The organism is Geomonas ferrireducens, from assembly GCF_004917065.1.
Taxonomy (GTDB): Bacteria; Desulfobacterota; Desulfuromonadia; order Geobacterales; family Geobacteraceae; genus Geomonas; species Geomonas ferrireducens.
In genome coordinates this window covers 831,674-856,121 of sequence record NZ_SSYA01000003.1, presented here as the reverse complement: position 1 = coordinate 856,121, position 24,448 = coordinate 831,674, and the positions used below count along the sequence as shown (strand labels likewise).

Sequence of the window (24,448 nt, the reverse complement as noted above, 5' to 3'; positions counted from 1 at the left end):
GCCCCTTACTCGTAGTTTTTCAGCACGTCCGCCGCCTGGGCGGGCGCCACGTTGCCGTGATATTCACCGTCCACCACCATGACCGGCCCGAGGGCGCAGCACCCGAGACAGTTGACCGTCTCGAGGCTGAACTTCAGTTCCGCGTCGGTCTCCCCCGCCTTGATGCCGGTCGCGTCGGAGATGGTGTCCAGGACCCTCTGCGCCCCGCGCACGTGGCAGGCCGTCCCCATGCAGACATGGATCTGGTGGCGCCCCTTGGGTACCTGGCTGAACGCCTTGTAGAAGGTGGTGATGTGCTGGATACGGTTCATCGGCACATCCAGCTTCTCGGCCACCCGGTCCAGCGCCTGTTTCGGGAGCCAGTGGTGCTCGGCCTGGATGTCCAGGAGGATCTGGATCAGCGAGCTCTGCTCGGCGTTGTGGTTGTCAATGATCTGGTCGATTCTCGAAATATCCATGCACATGGTGGCCGTCCTCACTTAACTTCGTTGTCGACTAAAGGGCCAGCGCGTAGCGCTTCTCCCCCTCGTCGTACCTAACCAAACCTTTCCGCGACGAATCCTTCAGGTGCCTCGATACGTCCGCGGGCGCCAGACTCAGGGCCTGCGCGATCTCGGCGCTTGTCAGCGGCTTGTCTCTCAAAAGCAGGGTCATCTGGCTCACGGCGAGCTTGTCGACCACCAGGTCCTCGAAGATCCGCTTCAGCTCGTCGCTCGCGAAGAACTCCGCGTACTCCTCCTCGGTCTTGAAGCGCTGCCTGAGCCGCTCGCGCTCGACTAGCTTCACGTAGGGGACCAGCTTGTTGGCGGCCTCGAGCCTGATCTTCAGGGCACTGGGGTCGATCCCCTCCCCTTTCCCCAGGGGGCCCAGCTCCTTCAACTGGCGACCGAAGTCGTTCATCACCTCGGCGTAGCGCATCCCCTCCGAGGCCGAGATCCACTCGAGCCTCAGGCGGTTCGGGTTGATGCCGAGGGTTTCGAGGATCTTCTTCGCGATGTGCACGTTCTTCAGCACGTCGTAGTTACCCTCGGTGACGTAGTGGCATTCACCCGGCCAGCAGCCGCCGATGAAAACCCCGTCCGCACCCTTCTGGAAGGCCCGCAGCGCGAACCCGATGTCCACGCGGCCGGTACACATGACCCTGATGATCTTCGTCTCTGTCGTATATTGCAGTCTGGAAACTCCAGCCAGGTCGGCAGCGCCGTATGCTCACCATGTGCACAGGAAACCGACGACCCTGGGCTTTTGCTCGATTCCGGTTGTCATTGTTACCTCCTTCCCAGGTCTCCCTGGAGTTGTTCGTGAGATCTAGGCCCGGCTCGGCGGCAGCGCCGCGTCGATCTGGGCGTAGATGGCGTCGTCGGTGTAGTGCTTCAGGTAGATGGCCCGGGTCGGGCACTTGGCGTTGCACAGGCCGTCCCCCTTGCAGAGGATCGGTTCCACGTGCGCCTTCTTCCCCTTCGGGGTGTCGATGAAACTGATCGCGCCGTACTTGCAGGCGGTGATGCAGGCGCCGCAGGCTACGCAGCTCGTCTCGTCGACGTCGCAGACCGAACCGGATGCCGTCACCGTCTCCTTGGAGAGGATCCCCACCGCGCGTCCCGCAGCACCTAGGGCCTGGCTGATGGTCTCGGTCAGGTGCTTCGGATAATGGGCGGTGCCGCAGAGGAAGACGCCGTCGGCGCTGAAGTCGACCGGTCTCAGCTTCACGTGGGCCTCCTGGAAGAAGCCGTCCGGGTTGTTGGAGACCTTGAAGAGCTTCCCCGCCTCCTGGCTCGCCTCGGACGGGATCACCGCCGCGGCCAGCACCACGAGGTCCGCCTCGAGCTCCATCATCTGGCCCAGCACCGGGTCGGGGACGGTCACCTTGAAGCCCGCGCCTTCCGCCTCGACCACCGGTTTTCCTTCCGGCTCGTAGCGGATGAACTTCACGTTCTGGTTCGCCGCCTCGCGGTAGTAGACCTCCTTGAGACCGTAGGTGCGCATGTCGCGGAAGATGATCTGGACCTCCACCTCCGGGTTGATCGATTTCAGCTTGAGGGCGTTCTTGATCGCCTGGTTGCAGCAGACCCGGCTGCAGTAGTTGCGGTCGGCCTGGCGGCAGCCGACGCACTGGATCATGACGACGCTCTGCGCCGCCTTCACCTTCTCGTCCCCCGCCGCGATCCTCTCTTCGAGCTCAAGCTGGGTCAGTACGTTCTCGTTCTCGCCGTAGAGGTATTCGGTCGGCTTGTACTCGGCGGCGCCGGTGGCGAGTACCGAGACCCCGTGCTTCACCTCGCGCACCCTCCCCTGGGAGGTCACACGGGTGGTGAAGTTGCCGACGTAGCCCGAGACGTCCTCGATGACCGCGTCGGTCCAGACGTGGATGGACGGGTGCCGGTAGACCTTCTTCACCAGGTCGGCGAGGTAAGGCTGCACCTCGGTCCCTTCGATGGTGTAGTGCAGGCGTCTGGCCATGCCCCCCAGGTCGTCGTCCTTCTCGACCAGGTAGACCTCGAAACCCTGCTCGGCCATGTTGAGCGAGGCGGTCATCCCCGCGACCCCGCCCCCTACCACTAGCGCGGTGTGGTCGACCGGGAGCTGGAATTCCTGCAGAGGCGCGAGGTGTGCCGCGCGGGCCACCGCCATCCTGACGATCTCCTTCGCCTTCTCCGTCGCGTTCTCCTTCTCGCGGGAGTGGACCCAGGAGCAGTGCTCGCGGATGTTGGCGAATTCGAAAAAGTACTGGTTGAGTCCCGCCTCGCGGCAGGTGTCCCTGAAGAGGGGCTCGTGCGTCCTCGGCGTGCAGGCGGCGAGCACCACGCGGTTCAGGCCCTTGGCTACGATGGCGTCGGAGATCTGCTTCGCGTTCTCCGTGGAGCAGGCGAAGAGGTTCTCACCCGCCCAGGAGACGTTGGGAAGGGTCGCCGCGTACTCGATCACCTCGGGGATGTTGACGACGCGGCCGATGTTGGCGCCGCAGTAGCAGACGACGACCCCGATCTTCAGCTCCTCCTGTGAGACGTCCTTCTCGACCGGGTAGACCCTCTCGCGCTCCAGCTTGTGGCGCCGGTTGGAGAGAAGCTGCCCCACGAGGGCATCGGCGCCGCTCGCGGTCACGACCGATTCCGGGATATCGAGCGGTCCCTGGAAGGCGCCGGAGACGAAGATCCCCTTTTTCGAGGTCTCGATCGGGTTGTAGGGGTTGTTCTTGCAGAATTTCTGGTCGGTGAGCTCGATGCCGAACTTGGCGGCGAGGGCCTCGACGTCCTTGGGCGGGTTCAAGCCGACCGAGAGGACCACCATGTCGAACTCCTCCTCCTTGACCCCCTGGTCGACGGTGGAGTACCTGATGGTGACGTTCTTGGTGCTCTCGATCTCCCTCCCCACCGTGACGTAGCTTCTGATGAAGCGGACATCCGAGAGCTTTTCGGCCCTCTGGTGGAAGCGCTCGAAATCCTTGCCGTAAGCGCGGACGTCGTTGTGGAAGATGGTCGCCTGCAGGCTCGGGCTGTGGTCTTTGGCGAGGATCACCTGCTTTTGCGAGTAGGCGCAGCAGACGGCCGAGCAGTAGTTGTTGCCGCCCGGGGTCACCTGACGGGAGCCGACGCACTGGATCCAGGCGATCTTATGCGGGTGGGCCTTGTCCGAGGGGCGCAGCACCTCACCCTCGTAGGGGCCGGTGGCGCAGAGGATGCGCTCGAAGTCGAGGCTCGTGACCACGTTCTGCATGCGGCCGTAGCCGAAATCTCCCCGGAGTTTCGGGTCGAAGGTCGAGTAGCCCGGGGAAAGGAGGATGGCGCCGACCTCGATCTGGAAGGTCTCGGGCTTCTGGTGCAGGTCGATCGCGTTGGTCTTGCAGGCGCCGACGCAGATCTGGCACTTCCCTTCCTTCAGGTAGAGGCAGGTCTCCGGGTCGACGTAGGTGACCAGCGGCACCGCCTGCGAGAAGTAGATGTGCACCGCCTTGTTATCGGAGAGCTCCTGGTTGAACGGGTCCTTGATCTTCACGGGACAGTAGTCCACGCAGATGTTGCACCCGGTGCACTTCTCCTCCGAGATGTACCTAGGCTTCTTGGTGAGGGTCACCTTGAAGTCGCCCGCCTCGCCTTCGACGCGGTCGACCTCGGTGTAGGTGATGATCTCGATGTTCGGGTTTCTCGAGCACTCGATGAACTTCGGGCTCTCGATGCACATGGAACAGTCGTTGGTCGGGAAGGTCTTGTCCAACTGGGACATCTTGCCCCCGAGCGCCGGGGACTTGTCCACCAGGAAGACCCTGAAGCCGGAGTTGGCGAGATCGAGCGCGGCCTGAATACCGCTGATCCCTCCCCCCACGATGAGTACGTCGCCAATATTTCTCTCTGCGGTATTCATAGAAGTATTCCTTCCACTAGGGTTCGTTGCCTCAAATCACCTCGGCGATGATCTCCGTCAGGTCCTTCACCTCCAACTTCTCGTCGTCGGCCAGGTCGAGGCTCGAATCGGTGAAGTTGGTGATGCAGTAGGGACAGGAGGTGGCGAGCACCTCGGCTCCCACGTCCACCGCCTGCCTGAGCCTCAGGTCGGCGAAGCGCTCCTCTTTCGGGGTCTCCATCCAGATCCGGCCGCCGCCACCGCCGCAGCAAAGCGAGAACTCGCGGTTTTCGGCCATCTCGGCGAACTGGAGCCCCGGGACCCTTTTCAGCAGGTTCCTCGGCTCATCGTAGACGCCGTTGTGGCGCCCGAGGTAGCAGGGATCGTGATAGGTCACCTTCTTGGCGAACTCCCCCTTGATGGTGAGCCTGCCCGCCGCGATCAGCTCCTCGATGAACTGGGAGATGAAGACCACCTCGAAGTGCACCATGAACTCCGGGTACTCGTTCTTGAAGGTGTGGTAGCAGTGCGGCGAGGAGACGATCACCTTCTTCACGCCGCGGTCGATGAAGTTCCTGATGTTGTCCTTGGCGAGCTTCTTGAAGAGCTCCTCGTTGCCGGTCTTTCTGATGCTCTCGCCGCAGCAGCTCTCCTTGTCGCCGAGGATTCCGAACTTCACCCCCGCCTTGTTCAGGATCGTGGCGGTCGCCTGGGCGACCCTCCTCATCCGGGGGTCGTAGCTTAAGTAGCAGCCGGTGAAGTAGAGGGCTTCCATCCCCTCCTCGTACGGCTTCACCGGGAGATCCTTCGCCCACTCGCCCCTCTTCGCACGCTCGCCTCCGATGGAGTTACCCTCGCTGGTGAGGCTCGCCACTACGTTTCTGATGGTGGCCACGTGGCCGGGATAGACGTCGTACTCGGCCCCCATGGTGCGAAGGGCGACCCCCGCCTCGATCTGGTTCACCCCTCTAGGGCAGCGGGAGGGGCAGGTGCCGCAGGTACTGCAGCGCCAGATCTCTTCCTGCTCGATCTCGGTGAGGCCGAAGACACCCTGGCGCACCACCTTGCGCATGCTGAACTGCCGCACCCGGTTCCAAGGGCAGACCGAGTCGCACAGGCCGCACTGGTAGCAGTACTTGAGCGAGTCGCCCCCCTTCTCTTTGATGACATCTATGATCTCTTTGAATGGAGTCACGGTTTCCACGGTGCACCGTCCTTTCGCGTCAGCGTCCTTTGGTAATCTGGGCGACCGTGTCGAGGAGCTTCTCCTGGCCGAACCTTCTGACCAGCGACTCGAGACCGATCTCCAGCTCGCCCTGCTTCGTCTCCTCGGAGGGCTCCTCGATTTCCCGCTCCGTCACGGAGAGCGCGCCGACCAGGCACCACTTGACGCAGAGCGGTTCGGGCTCGCCGTCGCAGAGGTCGCACTTCAGGGGGAGCCCGGAATCCGGTTCCCTGAAGAGATCGCGCGAGGGGCAAGAGGTCCGGCAGAAGCCGCACTCGTCGTACTCCTTGCCGTCGATGATGAACTTGTCGCGCCCCATGCACTCGCTTTCGGTGTAGTCACCGGCGTAGAGCGGGATGTAGATGTCGCGAAGCGGATCGCGCACCACGCGCACCCTGGAGCGGGCCGGGTTGTTGCTGCTGTACTGCGGGGCCGCGTGGAAGGAGGAGCAGATCACCTCGCAGGCCCGGCAGCCGTTGCACTTGTCCGCATCGATGTTGATGGTTTTTATCGTTCTCTTTTTGGTCTCGGTGCTCACGGCTGTACCCCCCCGACGTTAAGTGTCTCCTGCTGACGCGGCGCCTGGGCTGCCTGTGCGCCGCCGTACACGCCGGTCCTTTCGAACTCGGCGGCGACGTAGCCAAGCCCCAGTTCCTCGAGGGTCTCCTTGGTCGGGATGCCGTCCTCGTTCCACCCCTTCAGCTTGTAGTACGAGTCGAGGAGATCCTTCTCCAGCTCGGGGAACCTGTTCTTCCAGTGATTCGCCGGCGGCTGCTCGTCCGCCCTTCTCATGCCGCGGCGGATGTTGTTGGCGCGGACCAGGGTGCGGTAGCGCTTGGCCGCCTTCTTGAGCTTCTCCTCGTCCATCTCGATGCCCGCACCGGCCGAGATGAATTTCGGGTAGTTATGGATGTGGTACGGCGGTTTGAGCGGGAAGGAGGAGAGACCCGCGCACTGGCCGAGCGCGTCGTCTATGTAGTGCATCATCTCCTGCCAGTCGACGATGTCGCAGCACATGTCCACGGTCGGGAAGTGCGGCATCGACTTCTCGCCGCGCGGCTCCCACTGAAGGAAGATGTCCTTGAACTTGTCGTCCGGCACCTGGACCCAGTCCTTCACGAAGGCCTCGCGCTGCTCCATGGTGGGATACGGCGCCTGCGGGAACTGCCCCTCGATCTGGGTGATGTTGATCTTCTCCCCGGTGCAGTACATGAGGTAGTAGATGGGGTTCAGCATGGAGAGCTTCAAGGGAAGCTGCTCGTGCTTCTTGATGTTGTTGTGGGCGAAATCCTCGGCGCCGTTGCCGATCTCTTGCGCGGCCCAGTAGGTGCCGTTGGCGAGAACATTGCCGATCCCCTCGCGGTTCACGATCTTGTCGAGGAGGTAGAAGAACCTCCCCTCGTTGTCCTCCGGCATCCCGGGGAAGTCGGAGTCCTTCAGGATCCCCTTCTCAAGGAGTTCGAGGGCGAAGGCCATGACCTGCGGGGCGGAGAAGCCGTCCAGGCCGTACTCGGTCGCCTTCTGCGCGATCCTGAGGCCGAAATCGAGGTCGGAGTAGGCGGCCATGGTGTAGGTGAGCTTGGTGAAGCACTTCATCATGTAGGTCGGGAGCCCCTCCATCGAGATGGTGGCGCCGCACTTCATGGGACAGTTGTAACAGCTGATGAGCCTCGTCCTCGCCTTCTCCATGGTCTCGCCCCAGGACTTGTCGACCTCCTCGGTCCAGAAGTCCTTGCGGCGGGTGCGAGCGTTGCCCCAGTTGAAGTTCTCGGTGTGCCACTTCTCGTCGTGCACCTTCATCTCCTGCGGGCTGCCAAGCCCGGCCAGGATCGGCATCACGTCGGGGATCGGGTTATCCTCGCGGTGCTTGATGTAGTCGAGCACCTCGCTGCAAAGATCCATGTACTCCTGGGGCTTCGCGACGACGACGTCCTTCGTGCCGCGCACGACCACCGCCTTCACACCCTTGTCACCCATCACGGCGCCGATGCCGCCGCGCGAGGCGGAGGATCTGCCCTGCTCGATGGAGGCGTAGAAGACCCGGTTCTCACCGGCGAGGCCGATGGCCGCCACCTGGGCGCGCGGCTCGTTCAGCTCCTTCTTGATGATCTCGGCGGTCTCGATCGCCCCCTTCCCCTTCAGGTGGGAGGCGTCACGGATCTCGACCTTGTCGTTGTTGATGTAGAGATAGACGAGGTCTTTGGACTTGCCGCGCAAGACCACCTTGTCGTATCCCGCGTACTTGAGCTCCGGCGCCCAGAAGCCCCCCATCATGGAGAAGGCCATCAGCTTCGTCTGCGGAGAGATCGTCGAGACGATGGTGCGGTTGCAACCGGTGGCGGGCGTTCCGCACAGAAGCCCGGCGGCGAAGATCAAAAGGTTGTCCGGCGAAAAGGGATCGACATCGGCGGGGACCCTGTCCCACAGCATCTTGGCGTTGGTGCCGAGGCCGCCGAGGTAGAGCTCGGTATCCCTCGGGTCGGTCGCCACCCGTTCGATGTTCCCCTTGGTCAGATCGACTTCCAGCACATATCCTGTCTCTGCATACCTCATAGTGTTACCCCTTGGTTGGTTACCTTAAGTTCGGGCTCCGACGATCGGGACCGGTGACGGGGGAAGCCCCCGTCCAGTGCGCTACTTGGCCGCCTGCGGCATGAGACTGTCCACCAGCTGCTCGGTCCACGGGGTGCCGACGGCGAGCCCCTGGCGCAGCTTCACGAAATCGATCTCGCGGCCGGTCTCCTTGGTCCCCTCGTTGAAGGCCCTGAAGCCGGTCCTCGCCTCGTTCATCATGTTGAGGGCAAGCCATGCCCTGGAGTTTTCCTTGTTCTGGTTCCAGGCGTTCAGCTTCGGCTTTCTCAGCTCCTCGAGGCTCTTGGTCATGCACTCGGGGAAGGTGTCGAGGAGTTTCGCGCAGAGTTCCTCGACCTTCTGGTCGAGAAGCGAGAGGTCGATCTCGCCTTCCTTGATCAGCGCCTGCCCTTCCTTGAACTGGGAACCGGTCCTGAACTCGCCGTGCACGACGCGGCCGTACTCGTCGATGAAGCGGTCGGTGACCACGGTCGGGTTCGCGACGAACTTGCCGTCGATCTTCAGCGCCGGAACCGCGTCGGCGATAATGCCGAGGCGCGCGGCCTTGTGCGCCGAGAACGGCTCGCACAGGGTGCCGGAGACCATCGCCTGCTCGCAGCCGATCATGACCGGGAGGAAGTCGGTGGCGCCGCCGATGGCTGCCGAGCCGTGTTTCGGGCCCGCCTGGCCGAAGTTGGCGAGGTCGTGGGCGACGGAGAAGTCACAGGCCATGCCGATCTCCTGGCCGCCGCCGATCCTCATGCCGTTCACGCGGCAGATGACCGGCTTGTCGCAGCCGAGAATCGCGGAGACCATGTCGTTGAAAAGGCGCATGTACTGGCGGTATTCCTGCGGGTTACCGGCGTAGTACTCAGCGTATTCCTTGGTGTTGCCGCCGGTGCAGAAGGCCTTCTCGCCAACCCCGGTGAAGACCACCGCGTTCACCTGGCGGTCGACCGAGGCGCGACGGAAGGCGAGGATGGTGGCCTTGACCATGTCCGTGGTGTAGGAGTTGAACTGCTTGGGGTTGTTGAAGATGATCCAGGCGTTGTACAGGCCGTCCACCACGCTGCCGTCGCGGCGTTTGGCAGGGCGCTTCTCGTACTTGACCATCCCGTCGCACAGGCTCTCCACCTCGCGGTCGATCAGGTTGTGGTCGATGAGATGGGACGGTGCGGTCGTCTTTATGATTTCGTCTGTAGTTGCCACGGCTTCCCCCTTTGCTTGTCTGTTTTGTTTTTAGTGTGTTCGGATCGCCTTAACTTGTATTACGGTACCTCAATACGATTTTATGATCAAAAAAAAAGACTACGTTTTACGAAAAGACTATGTCATCCATCGAAAGGTAGCCTGCGTGATCGACTACCACATCAGGCGCTCCCGCTTTCAGCACTTCGCGCACGTCGTGCGGGATCCCCTTTTTCTCCATGGTCGCGGCATCCACCACGACTCGAACCGTCTCCGCCGAAGCGATCACCGCGTCGGTGCCCGCGATGCGGAAGTCGGTGGTGATGGTGACCGAGCTGCGCCCCAGCTGCTTTACCGAGACCGACACCTCCAAAACCTCATCGTACCTGGCCGGAGCGTGCCACTTCATCTCCTGCTTCACCACCTTATAGTCGAGATCGCCGTGCAAGAGGTCCCGGCCTGGCAGGGCCCGCAGGAACTCGGTGGTGGCGACGCTGACGTAGTTTCCGTAGTTGGCGTTGTACACGACCTTCTGCGCATCGCATTCGTAGTAGCGCACCCTCATGTAGTAACGGAAACTATCAGTCATCGGAAACCTCGCTCTCGTCTACAAATATCAGAACAACGTTTCAGTGATTAAATTGGTATCACTATACCAAATTAGTGTCAAGATCTTTTTTGCTTCCCACTGCTATTTTTCCCCGGGCACTTGCCATACCTTGGTATTTATGGTACTAAATTACCACTTTAATATTCTCTGCCGCTTGGCAGACACCTCATCCTGATCGTGCCACCCGATTTGTCGGCGCGATCACAAGCGAGAAAACATGGACCAGCAAATAAGCATTGAAGATGCCGTGCAGGGCGACCTGGAGGCGGTCATCGCCTTAGACCGCGCCGGGTTGAAGGAAGACAAGATCGGCTACTGGCGCGGCGTGTTCCAACGCTACGTCGAAAGCGGCCGCAACGACCGGGTGTTCCTGGTGGCCAAGCAGGGGGGTACCCCCGTCGGGTTCATCATCGGCGAAGTCCGCGCCTGGGAATTCGGCTCCCCTCCCTGCGGCTGGGTCTTCGCGCTCACCGTTTCCCCTTCCGTCCGCGAAGGGGGCATCGGCAAGAAGATGTTCGACGAGATCTGCGCGCGCCTCAAAGAGGCCGGGGTCTCAACGGTCCGGACCATGGTGGATATCGACAGCAAGCTCACCCTCTCCTTCTTCCGCGGCATGGGGATGCGCACCGGCCGCTACATCGAACTGGAAAAGCAAATCGACTAGGGGCGCCCGAGCGCCCCACTGGAGCAAGCAATCATGAAGCTGAACAAGGCAAGTCTCTTCGGGCTTATTTCCGTGCTGGAGCTGGCAAGCGAGCCGGAGCGGCAGCTTTCCACCGCCGACATCGCCGACAAGTACGGCATCTCCTCGCACCACCTGGCCAAGGTGATGCGCAACCTGGTGCACGAGGGGGTGGTGCAGGCGATGCGCGGCGTCGGCGGCGGCTACCGCTTCGCGGGAAACGTGAACCGCACCACGCTGCTCGACATCATAAAGCTCTTCGAGACGATGGAATCCGACCTCGACATGCCGCACTGGAACAAGGCGGCCGATCCCGTCGTCGAGGAGTTGCATGCGATCACCAACGAGATCGACACGGTGACCCGGGCCATCCTCGACACCATCACCCTCGCCACCGCCCTCAAAAACACCCGCCTGCGCGCCGAACTCGCCTCCCAGAAGGAAGCTCCCAAAAGCTGACCCCCCGGCCGCCTGCAAAAGGGCCAGTTTCCAACGCACCTCGCTCGGCGCTCCTCCCCCCGGAGGGGGGAGGCTGGGAGGGGGGAAGCCGGTCTAGATGCTGCGCTCCCCCCCCTAGCCCTCCCCCTCCGGGGGAGGGGATCCTTCACCTGAGGCCTCCAACTAAAAGGAAGCCTCTTTCCGCCAAACTAAATCCTGTTCATCTTCCTCGCGGCTTCCATCAGCTCGCCGCGGAAATCCGGGTGCGCCACGTTGATCAGGTTCATGGCCCGCTGCTTCGCGGTCTGCCCGCGCAGCTTCGCCACGCCGAACTCCGTCACCACGTGGTCGACGTCGTTCTTGCTGGTCGTCACCGACGACCCCGGCGTGAGGGTCGGTACGATGCAGGAGACGGTCCCTTTCTTAGCGGTTGACGCCGTCGCGATGAAGGCCCTGCCGCCGCGCGAACGGTTCGCGCCGCGCGCGAAGTCCGCCTGCCCGCCGGTGCCGCTCCACTGCAGGTGCCCGAAGGACTCGGAACAGCACTGTCCCAAAAGGTCGACCTGTATGGTGGCGTTGATGGCCACCACGTTGTCGATGGAGCCGATCACGGCCGGGTCGTTCACGTAGTCGACCGGATGCATCTCGATCATCGGGTTCTCGTTCATGAAGTCGAAGAGCCGCTTGGTGCCAAGGGCGAAGGTGGCTAGAGCCTTGCCGCGATGGATGTTCTTCCTGGAGTTATTCACCGCACCGGAGAGCATCAGGTCGACGATGCCGTCCGACATGAGCTCGGTGTGGATACCCAGGTCCTTCTTGTGCAGTAGCGCTCGCGTAACGGCGTTGGGGATGCCGCCCCAGCCGAGTTGCAGACAGGAGCCGTCCGGGATCATCTCCGCGAGATACCCGCCGATCGCCTCCTCAACCGGGGAGACCTCGGGGATCTGCAACTCCTTCAGAGGCTCGTCGCACTCGATGATGTGATCCACCTCCGAGATGTGGATGTGGCAGTTGCCGTGGGTGCGGGGGGCATGCGGATTCACCTGCACCACCACCTTATCGGCCTTCTTCACCGCCTCCATCGTGTACCCCACCGAGAGACTACAGGTGAAGTAGCCGAACTCGTCCATCGGCGAGACAACGGTACCGGCCACGTCCACCGGCCAGTATTCCCTCAGGAGCTTCGGCACCTCGTGGAAATGGTTCGGCACGAAGTCCGCCCACCCCTTCTGCACCGCCTCACGGGAAACGTGACTGGTGAACCAGGCGTTCACCTTGATGTGCGGCACCGAATCCTCGGTGAAGTAGTCGGGACAGAGGTGATGCTGCTGGTTCACCACCACCCCTTCGAGCTCGCGCTTGCGCGCCGCCAGCGCTTTCACGAAAAGGGTCGGCTCCCCCACGCCGAGCGGGAAACAGAGGTGATCTCCTGATCTAACGACCGAGGCTGCCTCAGCGGGCGTACAACGTTTCTGACGGTATTCCTGTTCAAAACTACTTTTTGCCAGAGCGATACTCTTCACGGGTGGTACCTCCATCCTTTAGGGTTGAACGTCCTGACGACAGGCTCGTGTTTGTGACGGAGATATAGCAACGGCAATACCAAAAGCCGTCTTTTCTGACGAAAGTCATTTATTTTTATCGCAAGTGCGCAACATACAACAAAACAGTGTTCGTATATTTTCACAACAACCTCGAACGGCCATGGAGGGGCATGTAAATATCCGTTGACACCGACAGGAGACAGTATCCTTAAAACAGTGCAAAAACTAGCACTTAGCGAGATATACACACCACCTTTAATTATTATCCAATTTGTTTACACTATCACCCCACTGTCATGCACGGTGAAAAGTCCGGCAAAGATACGTACTGAAACGGTTATGAAATAACGATGAGCAAAACAAGGTTTTTGGCTAAGAGGGGATTTATACAGGTAAGACGGAGGGGAACGGATGTGGGAAAGCTGAGCTCGGGTCAGTGATCCTCGCCGGGATCGGCGCCGTACTTGTGCAGTTTCTTGTAGAGCCACTGCCGGGAGATGCCCAGCAGGTCAGCAGCGTGGAGTTTGTTGCCGTGGCTCGCCTCGATGGCGGCTTCCACAAGCAGTTTCTCGAACTCATCCACGATCTCCGAGAGCGGCGCGGACCCGAGCCTCTGCCGGATGTACCCACCGATGTCCTGCGCAGCGGAAGCTTCTATCCCGGAATCGGTGTGCATCCTTGAGAGTTGTTCCGGCAGGTGATCGCGCAGGATCAGGGGGCCGGTGACAAGGTTGAAGGCGCTTTCTATGACGTTACGTAGCTCCCTCACGTTGCCGGGCCAGTCGTAGCGCATGATGATTTCCCTCGCCTCGAGGCTCAGCCCCTGCACCTCCAGCCCGAACTCCTCGTTGAACTGCTGGATGAAGTTCATGGTGAGAGGGCGGATGTCCTCCTTGCGCTCCCTAAGGGACGGGATGCTGAGGGTTACCACCTTAAGGCGGTAATAGAGGTCCTGCCGGAACTTCCCCTCGCGCACCAGGTGCTCAAGGTTGCAGTTGGTGGCGGCTACCACCCTCACGTCGACCATCTTTGGGGCGCCCCCGCCGAGCGGGGTCAGTTCCCGCTCCTGGAGGACGCGCAGCATCTTCGCCTGCATGTAGAGAGGCATGTCGCCTATCTCGTCCAGGAAGATCGTGCCGAGGTGCGCCTGCTCGAACTTGCCCAGCTGGCCGCCTTTCCTGGCGCCCGTGAAGGCCCCCTCGGAGTAGCCGAACAGCTCCGATTCGAGGAGGTGCTCGGGTATCGCGGCACAGTTCACCTTGACGAACTGTGCATAGCGCCGGTTGCTAGCAGCATGGATCGCGTGCGCGAAGAGTTCTTTCCCGGTACCGCTATCCCCCAGCAAAAGGACGTTGGAGTTCTTCGCCGCCACGCGCAGCAGGGATTCCTTGAGATCGAGGATCTTCTTGCTCTGGCCGACAATGCTGTTCACGTCGTAGCGTGAACTGGTTTCTTTTCTCGTCACGCTACCGGCCAGCGCACGCGTCTCCGGGGCCGCCTGCAGCCGGTTCGCGATCAGGGTGATCTCACGGATGTCCTTGAAGAGGATCTTGCCGATCCCCCCCACCACCTTCCCGTCCTTCTGGATGGGATAGAGGGAGGCGTACACCTGTTTGCCGTTCAGGTAGTGTGTGATGCCTATCTGCGGGGACGCTGTCTCCATCACGCCGGGAAGGCGCGACGGCTGCGAGTTGGGATAGGCTTCGTCGAGGTGCCTGCCTATCATGGCGTGGGGAGTCGTATCGAGGAGTTCCGCGAAGGCCTGGTTGACCATGACGATGATACCGGCACGGTCACAGATGACGATCCCGTCGTAGTTGAGGTCGAGGTAGGCACCCGCTGACTGGAGCAATTCCTTCAGGTCCACCTGGGAGTCGTGCACCTCCGGCAAAACCCGCTGCAGCGAGAGCACCCCACCGACTACCTGATCGGACTCGACGGTCGGGAGGTAATCGCAAAGGATCCGGCGTCCTTTGACCGCGATCGGTTGACCGTTGAAGACGGTGCCGCTCTTCATGAGGGCGCCGAGATCCGCCAGATCGGCGATCTCGTCCAGCCTGCGCCCAAGCAGAGTATGTGGCGCGGCGCCGAGCATGGCGCCGGCGGCCTCGTCCAGCGAGACGACGCAGAGCTGTGCATCGAGGTGCAGGATCCCCGAAGGGGCCCAATCGTCAACGGAGTTGCCTGCAGCCGGTCCGGCTATGTCGATGGCCTGGTCCATATTCCCTTTCCCCGCTTATGCTAAAGGGCAAGAAGAGTCGCCCGGGGCTGCGAGAAAATCTCGACCGCACGGCAAGGCGAACGCATTGTGTATACGAAATATCACATACGTATGTCAACCTTCTTGACCAAAAGGGTCAGGTCGCGCCAACCAGATCCAGCCGGTCAGGATGAGAATAAGCCTCGAAGCGATCGGCCTTGACGTAGCCGATGACGGTCACCCCGGCCTCCTCCGCCATCCGGACCGCCGTCGATGTCGGGGAGGTGCGGGAGGCCACCAGACCGATGCCGAGCAGTGCCGCCTTCGCCACAAGCTCGGTGGAGATCCGCCCGGAGGTGACGAGCATCATCCCCTTCAGATCGACCCCCTTTAAAAGCGCCTCGCCTGCGATCCGGTCAATGGTGTTGTGACGCCCCAGGTCCTCGGAAAAAAGGGCCACGCTCCCGTCCCCCACCGCCGCGGAATGTATGCCGCCGTGGCTTTGGTAGGCGCCAGCTTTTTGCGCAAGGGCGTCCATCATTGCGAAAACCGCCGCGGGGCGGTAGCTCTTCCCGGCGGTCCCTTCGGGGTTCACCTGGCGCGCCTTCGGGATGGTGAAGCTGATCCCGGTCCCACACCCTGAGGTGAGCACCGGTTTGAGGCTCTCCGGGAGCTCCCCCCGGATCTCGACTTTGGCCATGCCGAAATCGCTGCAAACCGAGAGGAGATGAAAGTCCTCCACCGACTGGACGAGTCCCTGCATGCGCAAAAATCCCGCCACCAGGAAACGGAGGTCGTGCGGAGAGGCGATCAGCGTCGCGAGCTCCCTTCCGTTCACGTTGAGGACGACCGGGACCTCCTCGACCACCTCGCGCTCCCGCGCCGACAACGTCCCCTTTTCATACCTGTAGACCCACGTCATGGTTCCTCCGCCGCAGTCGTTACTCGCACCCCATCTTCGTCAGCCGCCTATGGCGGACATGTGGAAGGAAACGGGAGGGAAAGAGGCGCGGCTCCCCCTCATCTCGTGTCCCGCAGGCTTAGCCAGCGCGAGGTTTCGTATTTCCCGCCTGAGCAAGGCGTCGGTTCCGCTCTCCAGGGCGGGTCTCAAGTCGACCCCTTCCCCGGAGAAAAGACATCCCCGCGCCACTCCCGACGCAGTTACCCTCAGCCGGTTGCACCCGTCGCAAAAATGCCCGGTCATGGCGGAGATGATCCCGAGCGTACCCGGCGCTCCGCGCACCTTGAAATTGCTCGCCGGGCCGGAGTGCTCGGTCGGCGCCACCTTCTCGATCAGGTGGCGCTGCGCGATCCGCTCGATGACCTCGGAGCCGGGGATGGAAAGGGCGCGCCAGTTGCCAGAGTGGCCTGTCGGCATGTACTCGATGAACCGGACGTTGTAGGCGCGTTCCCTGGTTAGTTCCACGAAGTCCATGATCTCGCTGTCGTTTACGCCCCGCATCAGCACCACGTTGATCTTGTGCGGCGGGAAGCCCGCCTTTTCCGCCGCTTCGATGCCGGAAAGGGCGTCGGAGAGCCGTCCGCCGCGGGTGATCCTCGCGTAGGTTTCGGGCTTCAAGGAGTCGAGGCTGATATTGAGCCGCTGCACCCCTGCCTCTCTGAGTTCCTTGGCCATCTCACCCAGGTAGGTGCCGTTCGTGGTAAGCACCAGTTCCTTCAGATCGGGGAGCCGCGAAAGGTTCGAGAGGAAGGGAAGAATCCCCTTGCGCACCAGGGGTTCGCCGCCGGTCACCCGTATCTTCCGGATTCCGGCGAGAACCGCCTGTTCCGAAATTCTCAGGAGGTCCTCAAAGGAAAGGATCCCGTCTTGCGGGAGCAGTTGCACCCCTTTGGCGGGCATGCAGTAACGGCAGCGCAGGTTGCAGCGGTCCGTCACCGAGAGCCGTAGATAGTTGATGCGCCTGCCGTAGGAATCGATCAGAGACATGCCGTGCTCCTTCCGGACTTACAACTTGAGAATCCGGGCCGCGTTTCCGCCGAGGATCGCCGCGACACCGTCGGCAGGCAGCGGCAGTTCCGCGATCGCATCCATGTTGTGACGGATGCGCGGCATGCCGGGCCAGTCGCTGCCGAAGATGGTCTTGTCCGTGTTGCGTGCGAGCTCGGGGAAATAGGTCAAAAGCTTCACCGGGGGAAGCCCGGAAAGCTCCATGTAGACGTTTTTATGCAGCTTGGAGAGGAAGAAGGCGCGGTCGTACCAGAAGCCACGTCCGGAATGGGCCATGACTAGGGGAAGGTCCGGGAAGTCGACCGCCACGTCGTCCAGGTGCAGGGGGTTCGCGTACTTGAGCCGCGTCTGCTTGAAGACGGAGGAACCGGTATGGATCAGGACGGGGATGCCGAGTTCCTGCGCGACCTGGTACAGGGGGTACATCCTCGGCTCGTTCAGGTAGTAGTGCTGATAGCTGGGATAGAGCTTTATGCCGCGGAAACCTTCTTTTTCCACCTTGCGGCGCAGCTCCCCCCCAGGTCCGTGTGCAGGTACGGGTTCAGGTCGCAAAAAGGAATCAGCCTCTTCCTACCGCGGCAAAACTCGCGCACCTGGTCGTTGCTGCAAACGCCGGTAGTGACGGGGTTCAACTCGGCGAGGAGGCAGGCGTAATCCACCCCCTCCTCCTCGAGGAGCGTTTCGAAGGCGCCGGGGTCGCTGTAGCGGGCGACGTAATCCTCGTAATCAACCGGGTGCGACAGCCGCATCCAATCCACCACCCAGGGGTGCAGAGAGCCGTCGTACGAGGCGAGGTGCACGTGAAAATCGATCCTCAAAGGCCGCGGTTTCTGTTCCCCTGGCGCCGTCATGGCTGCCTCCTTACCTTCAGACCCGCTCCACGATGGTGGCGATCCCCTGCCCGAGGCCGATGCAGAGCGAGGCGATGCCGTAGCGCGAGCCGCGCCTTCTCATCTCGTGCACGAGCGTCGCCGTGATGCGCGCGCCGGTGGAGCCGAGCGGATGGCCGATGGCGATGGAGCCGCCGTTGACGTTGACCTTCTCCGGGTCGATGCCGAGCTCCCTTAAGCAGGGGATGGCCTGGGCGGCGAACGCCTCGTTTATCTCGAAGAGATCGATGTCGTCGATGGAGAGCCCCGCGCGCTCGAGCGCCTTGCGAATGGCCGGGATGGGACCCAACCCCATGTAGGAGGGATCGCAGCCAGCCACGGCGCTCGCCACCACCCGCGCCATGGGGCGGTATCCCAGAGCACGGGCGCGTTCGGCTTCCATGAGAAGGACCGCGGCGGCCCCGTCGTTGATGCCGCTTGAGTTCCCGGCGGTGACGCTACCTTCCTTCTTGAAGGCGGCAGGGAGCTTCCCGAGCTGTTCGATGGTCACCTCCGGGCGTGGGAACTCGTCACGGTCCACGATAATCGGCTCCCCTTTTCTTTGCGGGACGGGAACCGGCACCAGCTCGTCGGCGAACTTACCGGCCGCCTGCGCCGCGCTCCACTTCCTCTGGGTCGCAAGAGCGAACTCGTCCTGCTCTTCCCGGGTGATCCCGTAGCGCTGCGCCACGTTCTCCGCTGTGTCTCCCATCGCCTCCTTCGCGTACGGCTCGGTCATCCGGGGATTCACGAAGCGCCAGCCGATGGTCGAGTCGAAAATCTTCATGTCGCGGGAGAACGGGGAGCCAGCCTTGGCGAAGACGAAGGGGGCGCGGGTCATCGACTCGACGCCTCCGGCGATGAAGACGTCCCCCTCCCCCGCCTTGATGGCGAGCGCCGCCGCGTTGACCGCGTTCAGCCCAGAGCCGCAGAGGCGGTTTATGGTCTGGCCGCCGACGCTGTGCGGCAGCCCGGCGAGGAGCCCCGCCATGCGCGCCACGTTGCGGTTGTCCTCGCCCGCCTGGTTGGTGCATCCGAGGATCACGTCCTCGATGAGGGAAGCATCGAGCCGGTTGCGCTCTACCAGTTCCGAAATGCAAAGCGCCGCCAGGTCGTCCGGCCTAACCTTTCCCAAAGCGCCGCCGAATTTCCCAACCGGCGTCCGCACCGCATCGATTATCACCGCTTCACGCACATGAACCTCCATGCCCACCGCCGCAGCGTCAGGCCTGATTTTAGTAGAACCTAAAAGCATTAACGCAAAGGCGCAAAGGCGCGGAGGCGCTAAGAAAGCATTTAGGGCAAAGCCCTTCCGTACAAGGTTTTCACCGCGTCTTCGCGGCTTTGCGTCTCCGCGTTAAAGCCTTAGGGTTCTCAGATGTACTGCCCGGAATCCACCCTTATCACCTCGCCGGTTATCTTGCCGGCCGCGTCCGAAAGAAGGAACGCGACCGCGTTGGCGATGTCCTCCGGCCTCGCGAGATCCGGGAGCAGGCACTCGTTTCTCGCCTTGTCGAGGATCTCCGCGGGGAGAGCGAGCGCCATGTCGGTAAGCACCATGCCAGGCGCCACCGCGTTCACGGTGACCCCTTTCGGCCCGAGCTCGCGGGCGAGGGTCTTGGTGAGACCTATGAGACCAGCCTTGGAGGCGGCGTAGTTGGCCTGGCCGAACTTGCCGCGGATGCCGTTGATCGAGGTGATGTTCACGATGCGACCGTAGCCCGCGTCCCTCATGCCGGGGGCGAAGGCCCTGACCACGTTGAAGGCGCCCGTCAGGTTGACCCCGAGGACGGACTGCCACTCGTCGTCGGACATTTTCAGGACGCTGCGGTCGCGGGTGATGCCCGCGTTGTTGACCAGAAGGGTCACCTGTTCCGGGATGGTGGCGACGGCGGCCGAGACGCTCGCGGGGTCGGTGATGTCGACCTTGTGGAACTGGTAGCCGCCTCCCCCTTCCCCCTCGGCCACGTCGAAGACATGCACCTTAGCGCCGTGCGCCAGGAGCGTGCGGGTGATGGAAAGCCCCAGTCCGCGCGCGCCACCGGTGACCACCGCGGTCCGTCCCTCGAAATTCAGAAAGCTGCTCATGTCGCCCCCTCTAAAGCAGTTGGATAGAACTCCCCCAGCCGGTCGTGCTCCCTCAAAGGGGCAACCTTGGCGTCACGTCCCCCCCTTTGCGAAGGGGGAGCCTGCCCCCCGTAGCCTTGGCGCAGGGGGGACAGGGGGGATTTGATTTGTTGTGCTTTCTACAACCGCCCCCACCTGTACACGAAGAAGAATCCGCGTCACATTTGCCCCTCATCCTTGAAAGCTAAAAGGCAAATCCCCTCTGTCCCCCCTTCGCAAGGGGGGGGGACGCTGGGCTCGTGCAGCGCTTAGTTGACTGCTGTACTCCGCGATTCCCGGTTTTCCCCCGAAGAACCTACGCAAAAAGGGGGGGGGGGACGCGAGTTCTCATGCAGCGCTTCGTGGTCACAGATGGATTTTTTGGACTCAGGGGGATTGCCGCCTGTCCGAGAGAACGGCAATCCCCCCTCCCCCCTTGCGGGGGGTGAGTACGTTATCGCACGGCTAACGGTCGAGCCAGGTCGGCTGACGTTTCTCGACGAAGGCCATGAGCCCCTCGACCGAGTCGTGCGTCTTCATCATCTCTTCAAGGTACAGCTTCTCCACGAACTCGATCTTCGCCCTGACCCGCTGCGCGAACTGGGTGCGGGCGGCCTTGACGGCGAAGCGCAGGGTGCTCGCGCTCACGGAGGCGAGATGCTTGTCGAAGTAGTCGTAGGCCGCCTGGTCCGGGTCCTCCGCAACTACCGACACAAGACCCATGAGGAGGGCCTCCTCGGCGCTCACACTGCGGCCCGAAAAGAGGAGATCCTCCGCCTGCGCCTGCCCGATCCGCTCCGGCAGCAGGCAGGAGGCGGCGGGTGCGAAGACAGCGAGCTTGATCTCGGGCTGCCCGAGTTGCGCGTTCGGTGCGGCAAAGATGAAGTTGCCCGCAGCGACCACCTCAAGCCCGCCGCCCAGGCACTGTCCGCGCACCGCGACCAGCACCGGAACCGGGCTCTCCACGAGCCTCAGCACTAGCGCGTGCAGCGATTTGAGCATCTGGGCGCAGGAGTCCGGCATGTGCTCGTCGACGCTCGCCCCGAAGCTGAAGTGCGACCCCTCGGCCGCAAGGAGCACGGCTCTAAGCTCCGGACGGGCGAGGTGTTCGTCAAGGGCGCCCTGCAACGCGGCGATCATGGCCGCGTCGACTATGTTCGCCTTGGGACGCGCGAGGGTGAGTTTAAGCAGGCGGCCATCGCGCTCGAGGCTCACCTTGAGCGGGGAGTTGACCTGTGCCGTCGCGTTCTGTGCTGCTGCCGCGGCTTCGCTCATCACGCACCTCCCTGCGCGCCCGGAACCAGGATGGCGCGCCTTGTGAGCTTGTGGGCATGGGCCGAGGCGAAGACCTCGTTGATGTTGTCCAGGGGGTGCTTCTCGATGAAGGGGGCGAGGTTCACCTTGCCGTCCAGGACGAGGTCGAGCGCCGCCGGATAGAGTTCGGTGAGGCATCCCCAGTTCCCGAGCGCCCGCGCATGGAAGGCCATCAGGTTGGAGAGGCGCAGCTCGATCTTGTCCATGGTGAAGCCAACCACGGAGAGGGTCGCGCCGTAGGTCAGCAGACCGAAGGCGGTATCCTGGCCTGGAGCGCTCCCCGAGCATTCGAAGATCTTCCAGCAGGTCTCCTTGAGCCCCTTCTCCTTCACGAAGGTGTTGATCGCCTTCTTGAGCTCTTTGCCCTGGATCTCGCGGGAGTTCAGGGTGAGCGCCGCGCCATGCTTGGCCATGTTGTCCAGCTTCGCCTGGTCGACGTCGATGGCGATGACGGTTGCGCCGAGCGCGTTGGCCACCTGGACCGCGTAGCCCCCCACCCCGCCGATGCCGATGACGATGGCTACGTCACCCGGTTTCACCTCGGCCTGGACCGCGGCTTGGTAGGGCGTCGTCACAGCGTCGGCCACGACCGAGATGTCGGCCAGGTTGAGACCGGCCGCGGCGAGGCGTTTCTCGTCCACCGGGCAGAGCGTCTTCGCCGGAACGACGATGTGCGAGGCGAACCCGCCGTGGATGTCGTTACCCGGCATCTGCTGGGCGCGGCAGATGGTGCCGTGGCTTGAAAGACAGAGGTCGCACTCGCCGCAAGGCATGACCGCCGGGATCAGGACGGCCTTCCCCGCCCAGGCGCCGGCGCCCTCCCCGGTCGCCACCACGCGGCCGCTGATCTCATGCCCCAGCGTGAGCGGAGCGGGATGGTTGAAACGGACACCGCTGTAGTAGAAGCCGAGATCGGTGTGGCAGACGCCGCAACCGGCAACCTCGACCACGACCTCGCCTGCTCCGGGGGTCGGGGTGAATTCGCTCTTCGCCATAGGTTCACCAACGGCCGTCATGGACCAGCGATACGCTTGCTTGGACATAAAACCTCCTCCTTCGTTAATGGCTGACAGGACCGAGCCAAATCAGCAAAACTTTGTTTTGTGTAAATAGGTACCACAATACCATTTTACCTGTCAAGCGGAATTGGTTTTTTTTTCTAGCAGAGGACCATAGTGGAGCCTAATCGGAATAAGAGGCTGAAACTGCACAAATTAAACGCTTAGAGAGCAGGACACTCCGTCGGAGACGGTTATGGAGGAAACGACGACGACGTAAAACAATAACGCCGTTACCAGATAAGCCGCCTCATGCCTCAAAGCGGTACTCCATGTGAAAGTTGCCGCTTTCCTGGGAAAGGGCCAGCGAATGCCCGAGCTCGCGGTGGTAACGGAGCATCGCCTCGTTTGTCGGCAGGATCTCGGCCTGAAATCCCTCAACACCGCGCCCCCTGGCGTACTTTTCCAGGCGGCGCATGAGATGACGGGCGACACCCAGGCGGCGGAAGCCGTCGTTCACGACCACGGCGGTCTCCGCCATCCCGCTTCGGGGATTCACCGCGTAGCGCGCCACCGCCACCATCCTCTCCACCCCCTCCTCCCGCTCAAAGGCCGCCAGCGCCATCCGACTGTCGTAATCGATGCAGACAAGCTTCGCCGCCTCGCGGTGGGCCATCCGGACCTTGCTGCCGAAGAACCGGTTGTACACGCTCTCTGGGTCGAGACTGTAGAAGAACTCCTGCAGGAGGCGTTCGTCCACCGCCTTCAGCGGGCGCACCAGAAGCTCCACCCCCTTGAACGAGCGCGACTCCTCGTAGTCACGCGGGTAACGGTCGAGCGCCTGCTGCCACACCTGTTCGTCCTCGTATACGTAGTGCTTCTTCTTGACGAAATCGAGCAAATCCCTGCGGTAATCGGGGTGGGCGATGGAGATGAGGGCGAGGGCGCGCTCCCGGATCGTCTTGCCGTGCAGATAGGCGATGCCGTATTCCGACACCACGTAATGCGCGTCGCCTCGGCTCGTCACCACCCCGGTTCCGTCGTCGATGCGCGCCACGATGCGGCTTACGCCAAGTTCCCCGGCCGTGCTCCGGATCGCGATGACCGGCTTGCCGCCGCGGCTCATGGCCGCCCCGCGCGTGAAATCGACCTGGCCTCCGATGCCGCTGTAGAAGGTGTAGCCGATGCTGTCCGCGCAGATCTGCCCGGTGAGATCGACCTGGAGGGCAGAGTTGATGGCGACCACGTTGTCGTTCGCGCTGATCACCCGGGGGTCGTTGACATGGTCTGACGGGTGGAACTCAACGCCGGGGTTGCCGTCCACGAAATCATAGAGGGCGCGGCTTCCGATGACGAAGCTCGCCACGCTCTTCAAGGGATGCACCTTTTTAAGCCTGTTGGTGATATTGCCCTGCTCGATGAGCGGCAAAAGCGACTCGCTGAACATCTCAGTATGGATCCCTAGATCGCGCTTGTCGGCGAGGTACTTGAGGACGGTTCCAGGGATGGCCCCGATACCCATCTGAAGGCAGCTGCCGTTCTCCACGAGCCGCGAGATGTGGTAGCCGATCTGCAGTTCCACCTCGTCCGGTTCCTTTGCCTCGGAGACCAGGATGGGGAGGTCGGACTCCACCACGAGGTCGATCCGGCTCAGGTGCACGGAGGTATCCCCGAAGGTGCGCGGCATGCGCGGGTTGATCTCGGCGATGACGAGCTTCGCCCGGTCGAGTGCGGCCCGCTGTATGTCCACGTTGATTCCCATGCTGCAGTAGCCGTGGCGGTCGGGCGGAGACAGTTGCAGCAAGGCCGCCTGGCACCCCCTCTGCCCGGAGCGGATCAACTCGGGGATCTCGCTGAGAAAAATCGGGGTGTAATCCGCCCGCCCTTCGCGGACCGCCTCCCGGATCTTGCCGCTTATGAAGAACGAGTTGTGCCTCAGATGACCGGCGTAATCCCCGGTGCAGTAGTCCGCCGTACCGAAGGCCAAGAGCTGTATCAGTTCCAGGTCGTGAAAACGTCCCGCGTTCCTCACCAGCGCGGACAAAAGCGCCTGCGGCACCGCGCAGCCCGAGCCGAGAAAGACGCGCCAACCGGATTGGATCTGCCGCACCGCCTCGTCCGCCGTCGTCAGTTTCCGTCGATAATGCTCCGCCGATTCCCGGTCCATAAAGCCCCCCCTTCCCCGATGCAAACCTTTACACCCGCCCCTCAAAACGTTACACGCAAGTCGCACCAATCATTAAAAGTAAACAGCGTTACACATAAACTCACCATAAATTACAGCCACAATACAACGACTTACACTTTTAATGCCAATCTTGAATTTTAAATCTGGATATGGCTCGTGATCTGCAAAACATCTTTTCAGAATTCATCACAACCCACGCCCAAACAGG

Annotated in this window: 21 protein-coding genes; 2 read left to right on the top strand and 19 right to left on the bottom strand. The window is 62.2% G+C overall.

The annotated features are described in order from the left end of the window. Positions 1-5: 5 nt before the first annotated feature. From E8L22_RS19615 to E8L22_RS19580, 8 genes are all read right to left on the bottom strand, one after another. The gene (locus E8L22_RS19615) at positions 6-458 is read right to left on the bottom strand and encodes a complex I 24 kDa subunit family protein (RefSeq protein WP_136526790.1); all 453 of its coding nucleotides are present in this window, start codon (positions 456-458) and stop codon (positions 6-8) included. Between the two features lie 37 nt (positions 459-495). Continuing rightward, a complete protein-coding gene (locus tag E8L22_RS19610; protein WP_136526789.1) occupies positions 496-1,266 on the bottom strand; it encodes a hydrogenase iron-sulfur subunit in 771 nt (256 codons plus the stop codon). A 42-nt stretch (positions 1,267-1,308) separates the two neighbouring features. Next, positions 1,309-4,359: a CoB--CoM heterodisulfide reductase iron-sulfur subunit A family protein gene (locus tag E8L22_RS19605; protein WP_136526788.1), complete on the bottom strand. Its 3,051-nt coding sequence runs from the start codon at positions 4,357-4,359 to the stop codon at positions 1,309-1,311. Between the two features lie 31 nt (positions 4,360-4,390). Further along, positions 4,391-5,542 carry a (Fe-S)-binding protein gene (locus tag E8L22_RS19600; protein ID WP_136526787.1) on the bottom strand — a complete coding sequence of 384 codons (1,152 nt, stop codon included), beginning with the start codon at positions 5,540-5,542 and terminating at the stop codon, positions 4,391-4,393. A gap of 19 nt (positions 5,543-5,561) precedes the next feature. Further along, on the bottom strand, positions 5,562-6,101 hold the full coding sequence (locus E8L22_RS19595; RefSeq protein ID WP_136526786.1) for a 4Fe-4S dicluster domain-containing protein: 540 nt from the start codon (positions 6,099-6,101) through the stop codon (positions 5,562-5,564). Continuing rightward, positions 6,098-8,116, bottom strand: coding sequence for an aldehyde ferredoxin oxidoreductase family protein (locus E8L22_RS19590; RefSeq protein WP_136526785.1), 2,019 nt, complete (start codon positions 8,114-8,116; stop codon positions 6,098-6,100). Before E8L22_RS19590 ends, E8L22_RS19595 begins: the two co-directional genes overlap by 4 nt. An 81-nt stretch (positions 8,117-8,197) precedes the next feature. Then, positions 8,198-9,343, bottom strand: a complete 1,146-nt coding sequence (gene oah, locus E8L22_RS19585; protein WP_136526784.1) for a 6-oxocyclohex-1-ene-1-carbonyl-CoA hydratase — start codon at positions 9,341-9,343, stop codon at positions 8,198-8,200. A gap of 106 nt (positions 9,344-9,449) precedes the next feature. Next, positions 9,450-9,911: an acyl-CoA thioesterase gene (locus tag E8L22_RS19580; RefSeq protein ID WP_136526783.1), complete on the bottom strand. Its 462-nt coding sequence runs from the start codon at positions 9,909-9,911 to the stop codon at positions 9,450-9,452. Between the two features lie 238 nt (positions 9,912-10,149). On the opposite strand from E8L22_RS19580, the gene E8L22_RS19575 reads away from it, so the two are divergent. Both E8L22_RS19575 and E8L22_RS19570 read left to right on the top strand, forming a co-directional pair. After that, the gene (locus E8L22_RS19575) at positions 10,150-10,596 is read left to right on the top strand and encodes a GNAT family N-acetyltransferase (RefSeq protein ID WP_136526782.1); all 447 of its coding nucleotides are present in this window, start codon (positions 10,150-10,152) and stop codon (positions 10,594-10,596) included. A 33-nt stretch (positions 10,597-10,629) separates the two neighbouring features. Next, positions 10,630-11,073: an Rrf2 family transcriptional regulator gene (locus E8L22_RS19570; protein WP_136526781.1), complete on the top strand. Its 444-nt coding sequence runs from the start codon at positions 10,630-10,632 to the stop codon at positions 11,071-11,073. 188 nt (positions 11,074-11,261) lie between these two features. Here E8L22_RS19570 and E8L22_RS19565 read toward each other — a convergent pair whose 3' ends face one another. From E8L22_RS19565 to E8L22_RS19520, 11 genes are all read right to left on the bottom strand, one after another. Further along, positions 11,262-12,575, bottom strand: coding sequence for an acetyl-CoA hydrolase/transferase family protein (locus E8L22_RS19565; protein ID WP_136526780.1), 1,314 nt, complete (start codon positions 12,573-12,575; stop codon positions 11,262-11,264). Positions 12,576-13,029: 454 nt separating this feature from the next. Then, positions 13,030-14,817: a sigma-54 interaction domain-containing protein gene (locus E8L22_RS19560; protein ID WP_136526779.1), complete on the bottom strand. Its 1,788-nt coding sequence runs from the start codon at positions 14,815-14,817 to the stop codon at positions 13,030-13,032. A 136-nt stretch (positions 14,818-14,953) separates the two neighbouring features. Further along, positions 14,954-15,718 (bottom strand): formate dehydrogenase accessory sulfurtransferase FdhD, encoded by a 765-nt coding sequence (gene fdhD, locus E8L22_RS19555; protein ID WP_136526778.1) that lies wholly within the window; start codon positions 15,716-15,718, stop codon positions 14,954-14,956. Between the two features lie 39 nt (positions 15,719-15,757). Then, positions 15,758-16,744 (bottom strand): GTP 3',8-cyclase MoaA, encoded by a 987-nt coding sequence (moaA, locus tag E8L22_RS19550; protein ID WP_136526777.1) that lies wholly within the window; start codon positions 16,742-16,744, stop codon positions 15,758-15,760. An 18-nt stretch (positions 16,745-16,762) separates the two neighbouring features. Then, positions 16,763-17,263, bottom strand: coding sequence for an amidohydrolase family protein (locus E8L22_RS22095; protein WP_246044808.1), 501 nt, complete (start codon positions 17,261-17,263; stop codon positions 16,763-16,765). Beyond that, on the bottom strand, positions 17,236-17,616 hold the full coding sequence (locus tag E8L22_RS22090) for an amidohydrolase family protein (protein ID WP_246044807.1): 381 nt from the start codon (positions 17,614-17,616) through the stop codon (positions 17,236-17,238). The genes E8L22_RS22095 and E8L22_RS22090 overlap by 28 nt, the downstream gene beginning before the upstream one ends. 16 nt (positions 17,617-17,632) lie before the next feature. Next, positions 17,633-18,829, bottom strand: a complete 1,197-nt coding sequence (locus E8L22_RS19540; RefSeq protein WP_136526776.1) for a thiolase family protein — start codon at positions 18,827-18,829, stop codon at positions 17,633-17,635. A gap of 179 nt (positions 18,830-19,008) precedes the next feature. Continuing rightward, positions 19,009-19,722 carry a 3-oxoacyl-ACP reductase FabG gene (fabG, locus tag E8L22_RS19535; RefSeq protein ID WP_136526775.1) on the bottom strand — a complete coding sequence of 238 codons (714 nt, stop codon included), beginning with the start codon at positions 19,720-19,722 and terminating at the stop codon, positions 19,009-19,011. 483 nt (positions 19,723-20,205) lie between these two features. Next, positions 20,206-21,015, bottom strand: coding sequence for a cyclohexa-1,5-dienecarbonyl-CoA hydratase (locus E8L22_RS19530; RefSeq protein ID WP_136526774.1), 810 nt, complete (start codon positions 21,013-21,015; stop codon positions 20,206-20,208). Further along, a complete protein-coding gene (gene had / locus E8L22_RS19525; protein WP_136526773.1) occupies positions 21,015-22,097 on the bottom strand; it encodes a 6-hydroxycyclohex-1-ene-1-carbonyl-CoA dehydrogenase in 1,083 nt (360 codons plus the stop codon). The genes E8L22_RS19530 and had overlap by 1 nt, the downstream gene beginning before the upstream one ends. Positions 22,098-22,362: 265 nt before the next feature. Beyond that, entirely contained in the window at positions 22,363-24,219 is a 1,857-nt protein-coding gene (locus tag E8L22_RS19520; protein ID WP_136526772.1) for a bifunctional acetyl-CoA hydrolase/transferase family protein/GNAT family N-acetyltransferase, read from the bottom strand. Positions 24,220-24,448: the final 229 nt, after the last annotated feature.

Coding starts and splice junctions, on each gene's coding strand:
- E8L22_RS19615 (WP_136526790.1), bottom strand. CDS start 458: ATGGATATTTCGAGAATCGACCAGATCATTGACAACCACAACGCCGAG.
- E8L22_RS19605 (WP_136526788.1), bottom strand. CDS start 4,359: ATGAATACCGCAGAGAGAAATATTGGCGACGTACTCATCGTGGGGGGA.
- E8L22_RS19590 (WP_136526785.1), bottom strand. CDS start 8,116: ATGAGGTATGCAGAGACAGGATATGTGCTGGAAGTCGATCTGACCAAG.
- E8L22_RS19580 (WP_136526783.1), bottom strand. CDS start 9,911: ATGACTGATAGTTTCCGTTACTACATGAGGGTGCGCTACTACGAATGC.
- E8L22_RS19575 (WP_136526782.1), top strand. CDS start 10,150: ATGGACCAGCAAATAAGCATTGAAGATGCCGTGCAGGGCGACCTGGAG.
- E8L22_RS19570 (WP_136526781.1), top strand. CDS start 10,630: ATGAAGCTGAACAAGGCAAGTCTCTTCGGGCTTATTTCCGTGCTGGAG.
- E8L22_RS19560 (WP_136526779.1), bottom strand. CDS start 14,817: ATGGACCAGGCCATCGACATAGCCGGACCGGCTGCAGGCAACTCCGTT.
- fdhD (WP_136526778.1), bottom strand. CDS start 15,718: ATGACGTGGGTCTACAGGTATGAAAAGGGGACGTTGTCGGCGCGGGAG.
- moaA (WP_136526777.1), bottom strand. CDS start 16,744: ATGTCTCTGATCGATTCCTACGGCAGGCGCATCAACTATCTACGGCTC.
- E8L22_RS22090 (WP_246044807.1), bottom strand. CDS start 17,616: ATGACGGCGCCAGGGGAACAGAAACCGCGGCCTTTGAGGATCGATTTT.
- fabG (WP_136526775.1), bottom strand. CDS start 19,722: ATGAGCAGCTTTCTGAATTTCGAGGGACGGACCGCGGTGGTCACCGGT.
- E8L22_RS19530 (WP_136526774.1), bottom strand. CDS start 21,015: ATGAGCGAAGCCGCGGCAGCAGCACAGAACGCGACGGCACAGGTCAAC.
- had (WP_136526773.1), bottom strand. CDS start 22,097: ATGTCCAAGCAAGCGTATCGCTGGTCCATGACGGCCGTTGGTGAACCT.
- E8L22_RS19520 (WP_136526772.1), bottom strand. CDS start 24,219: ATGGACCGGGAATCGGCGGAGCATTATCGACGGAAACTGACGACGGCG.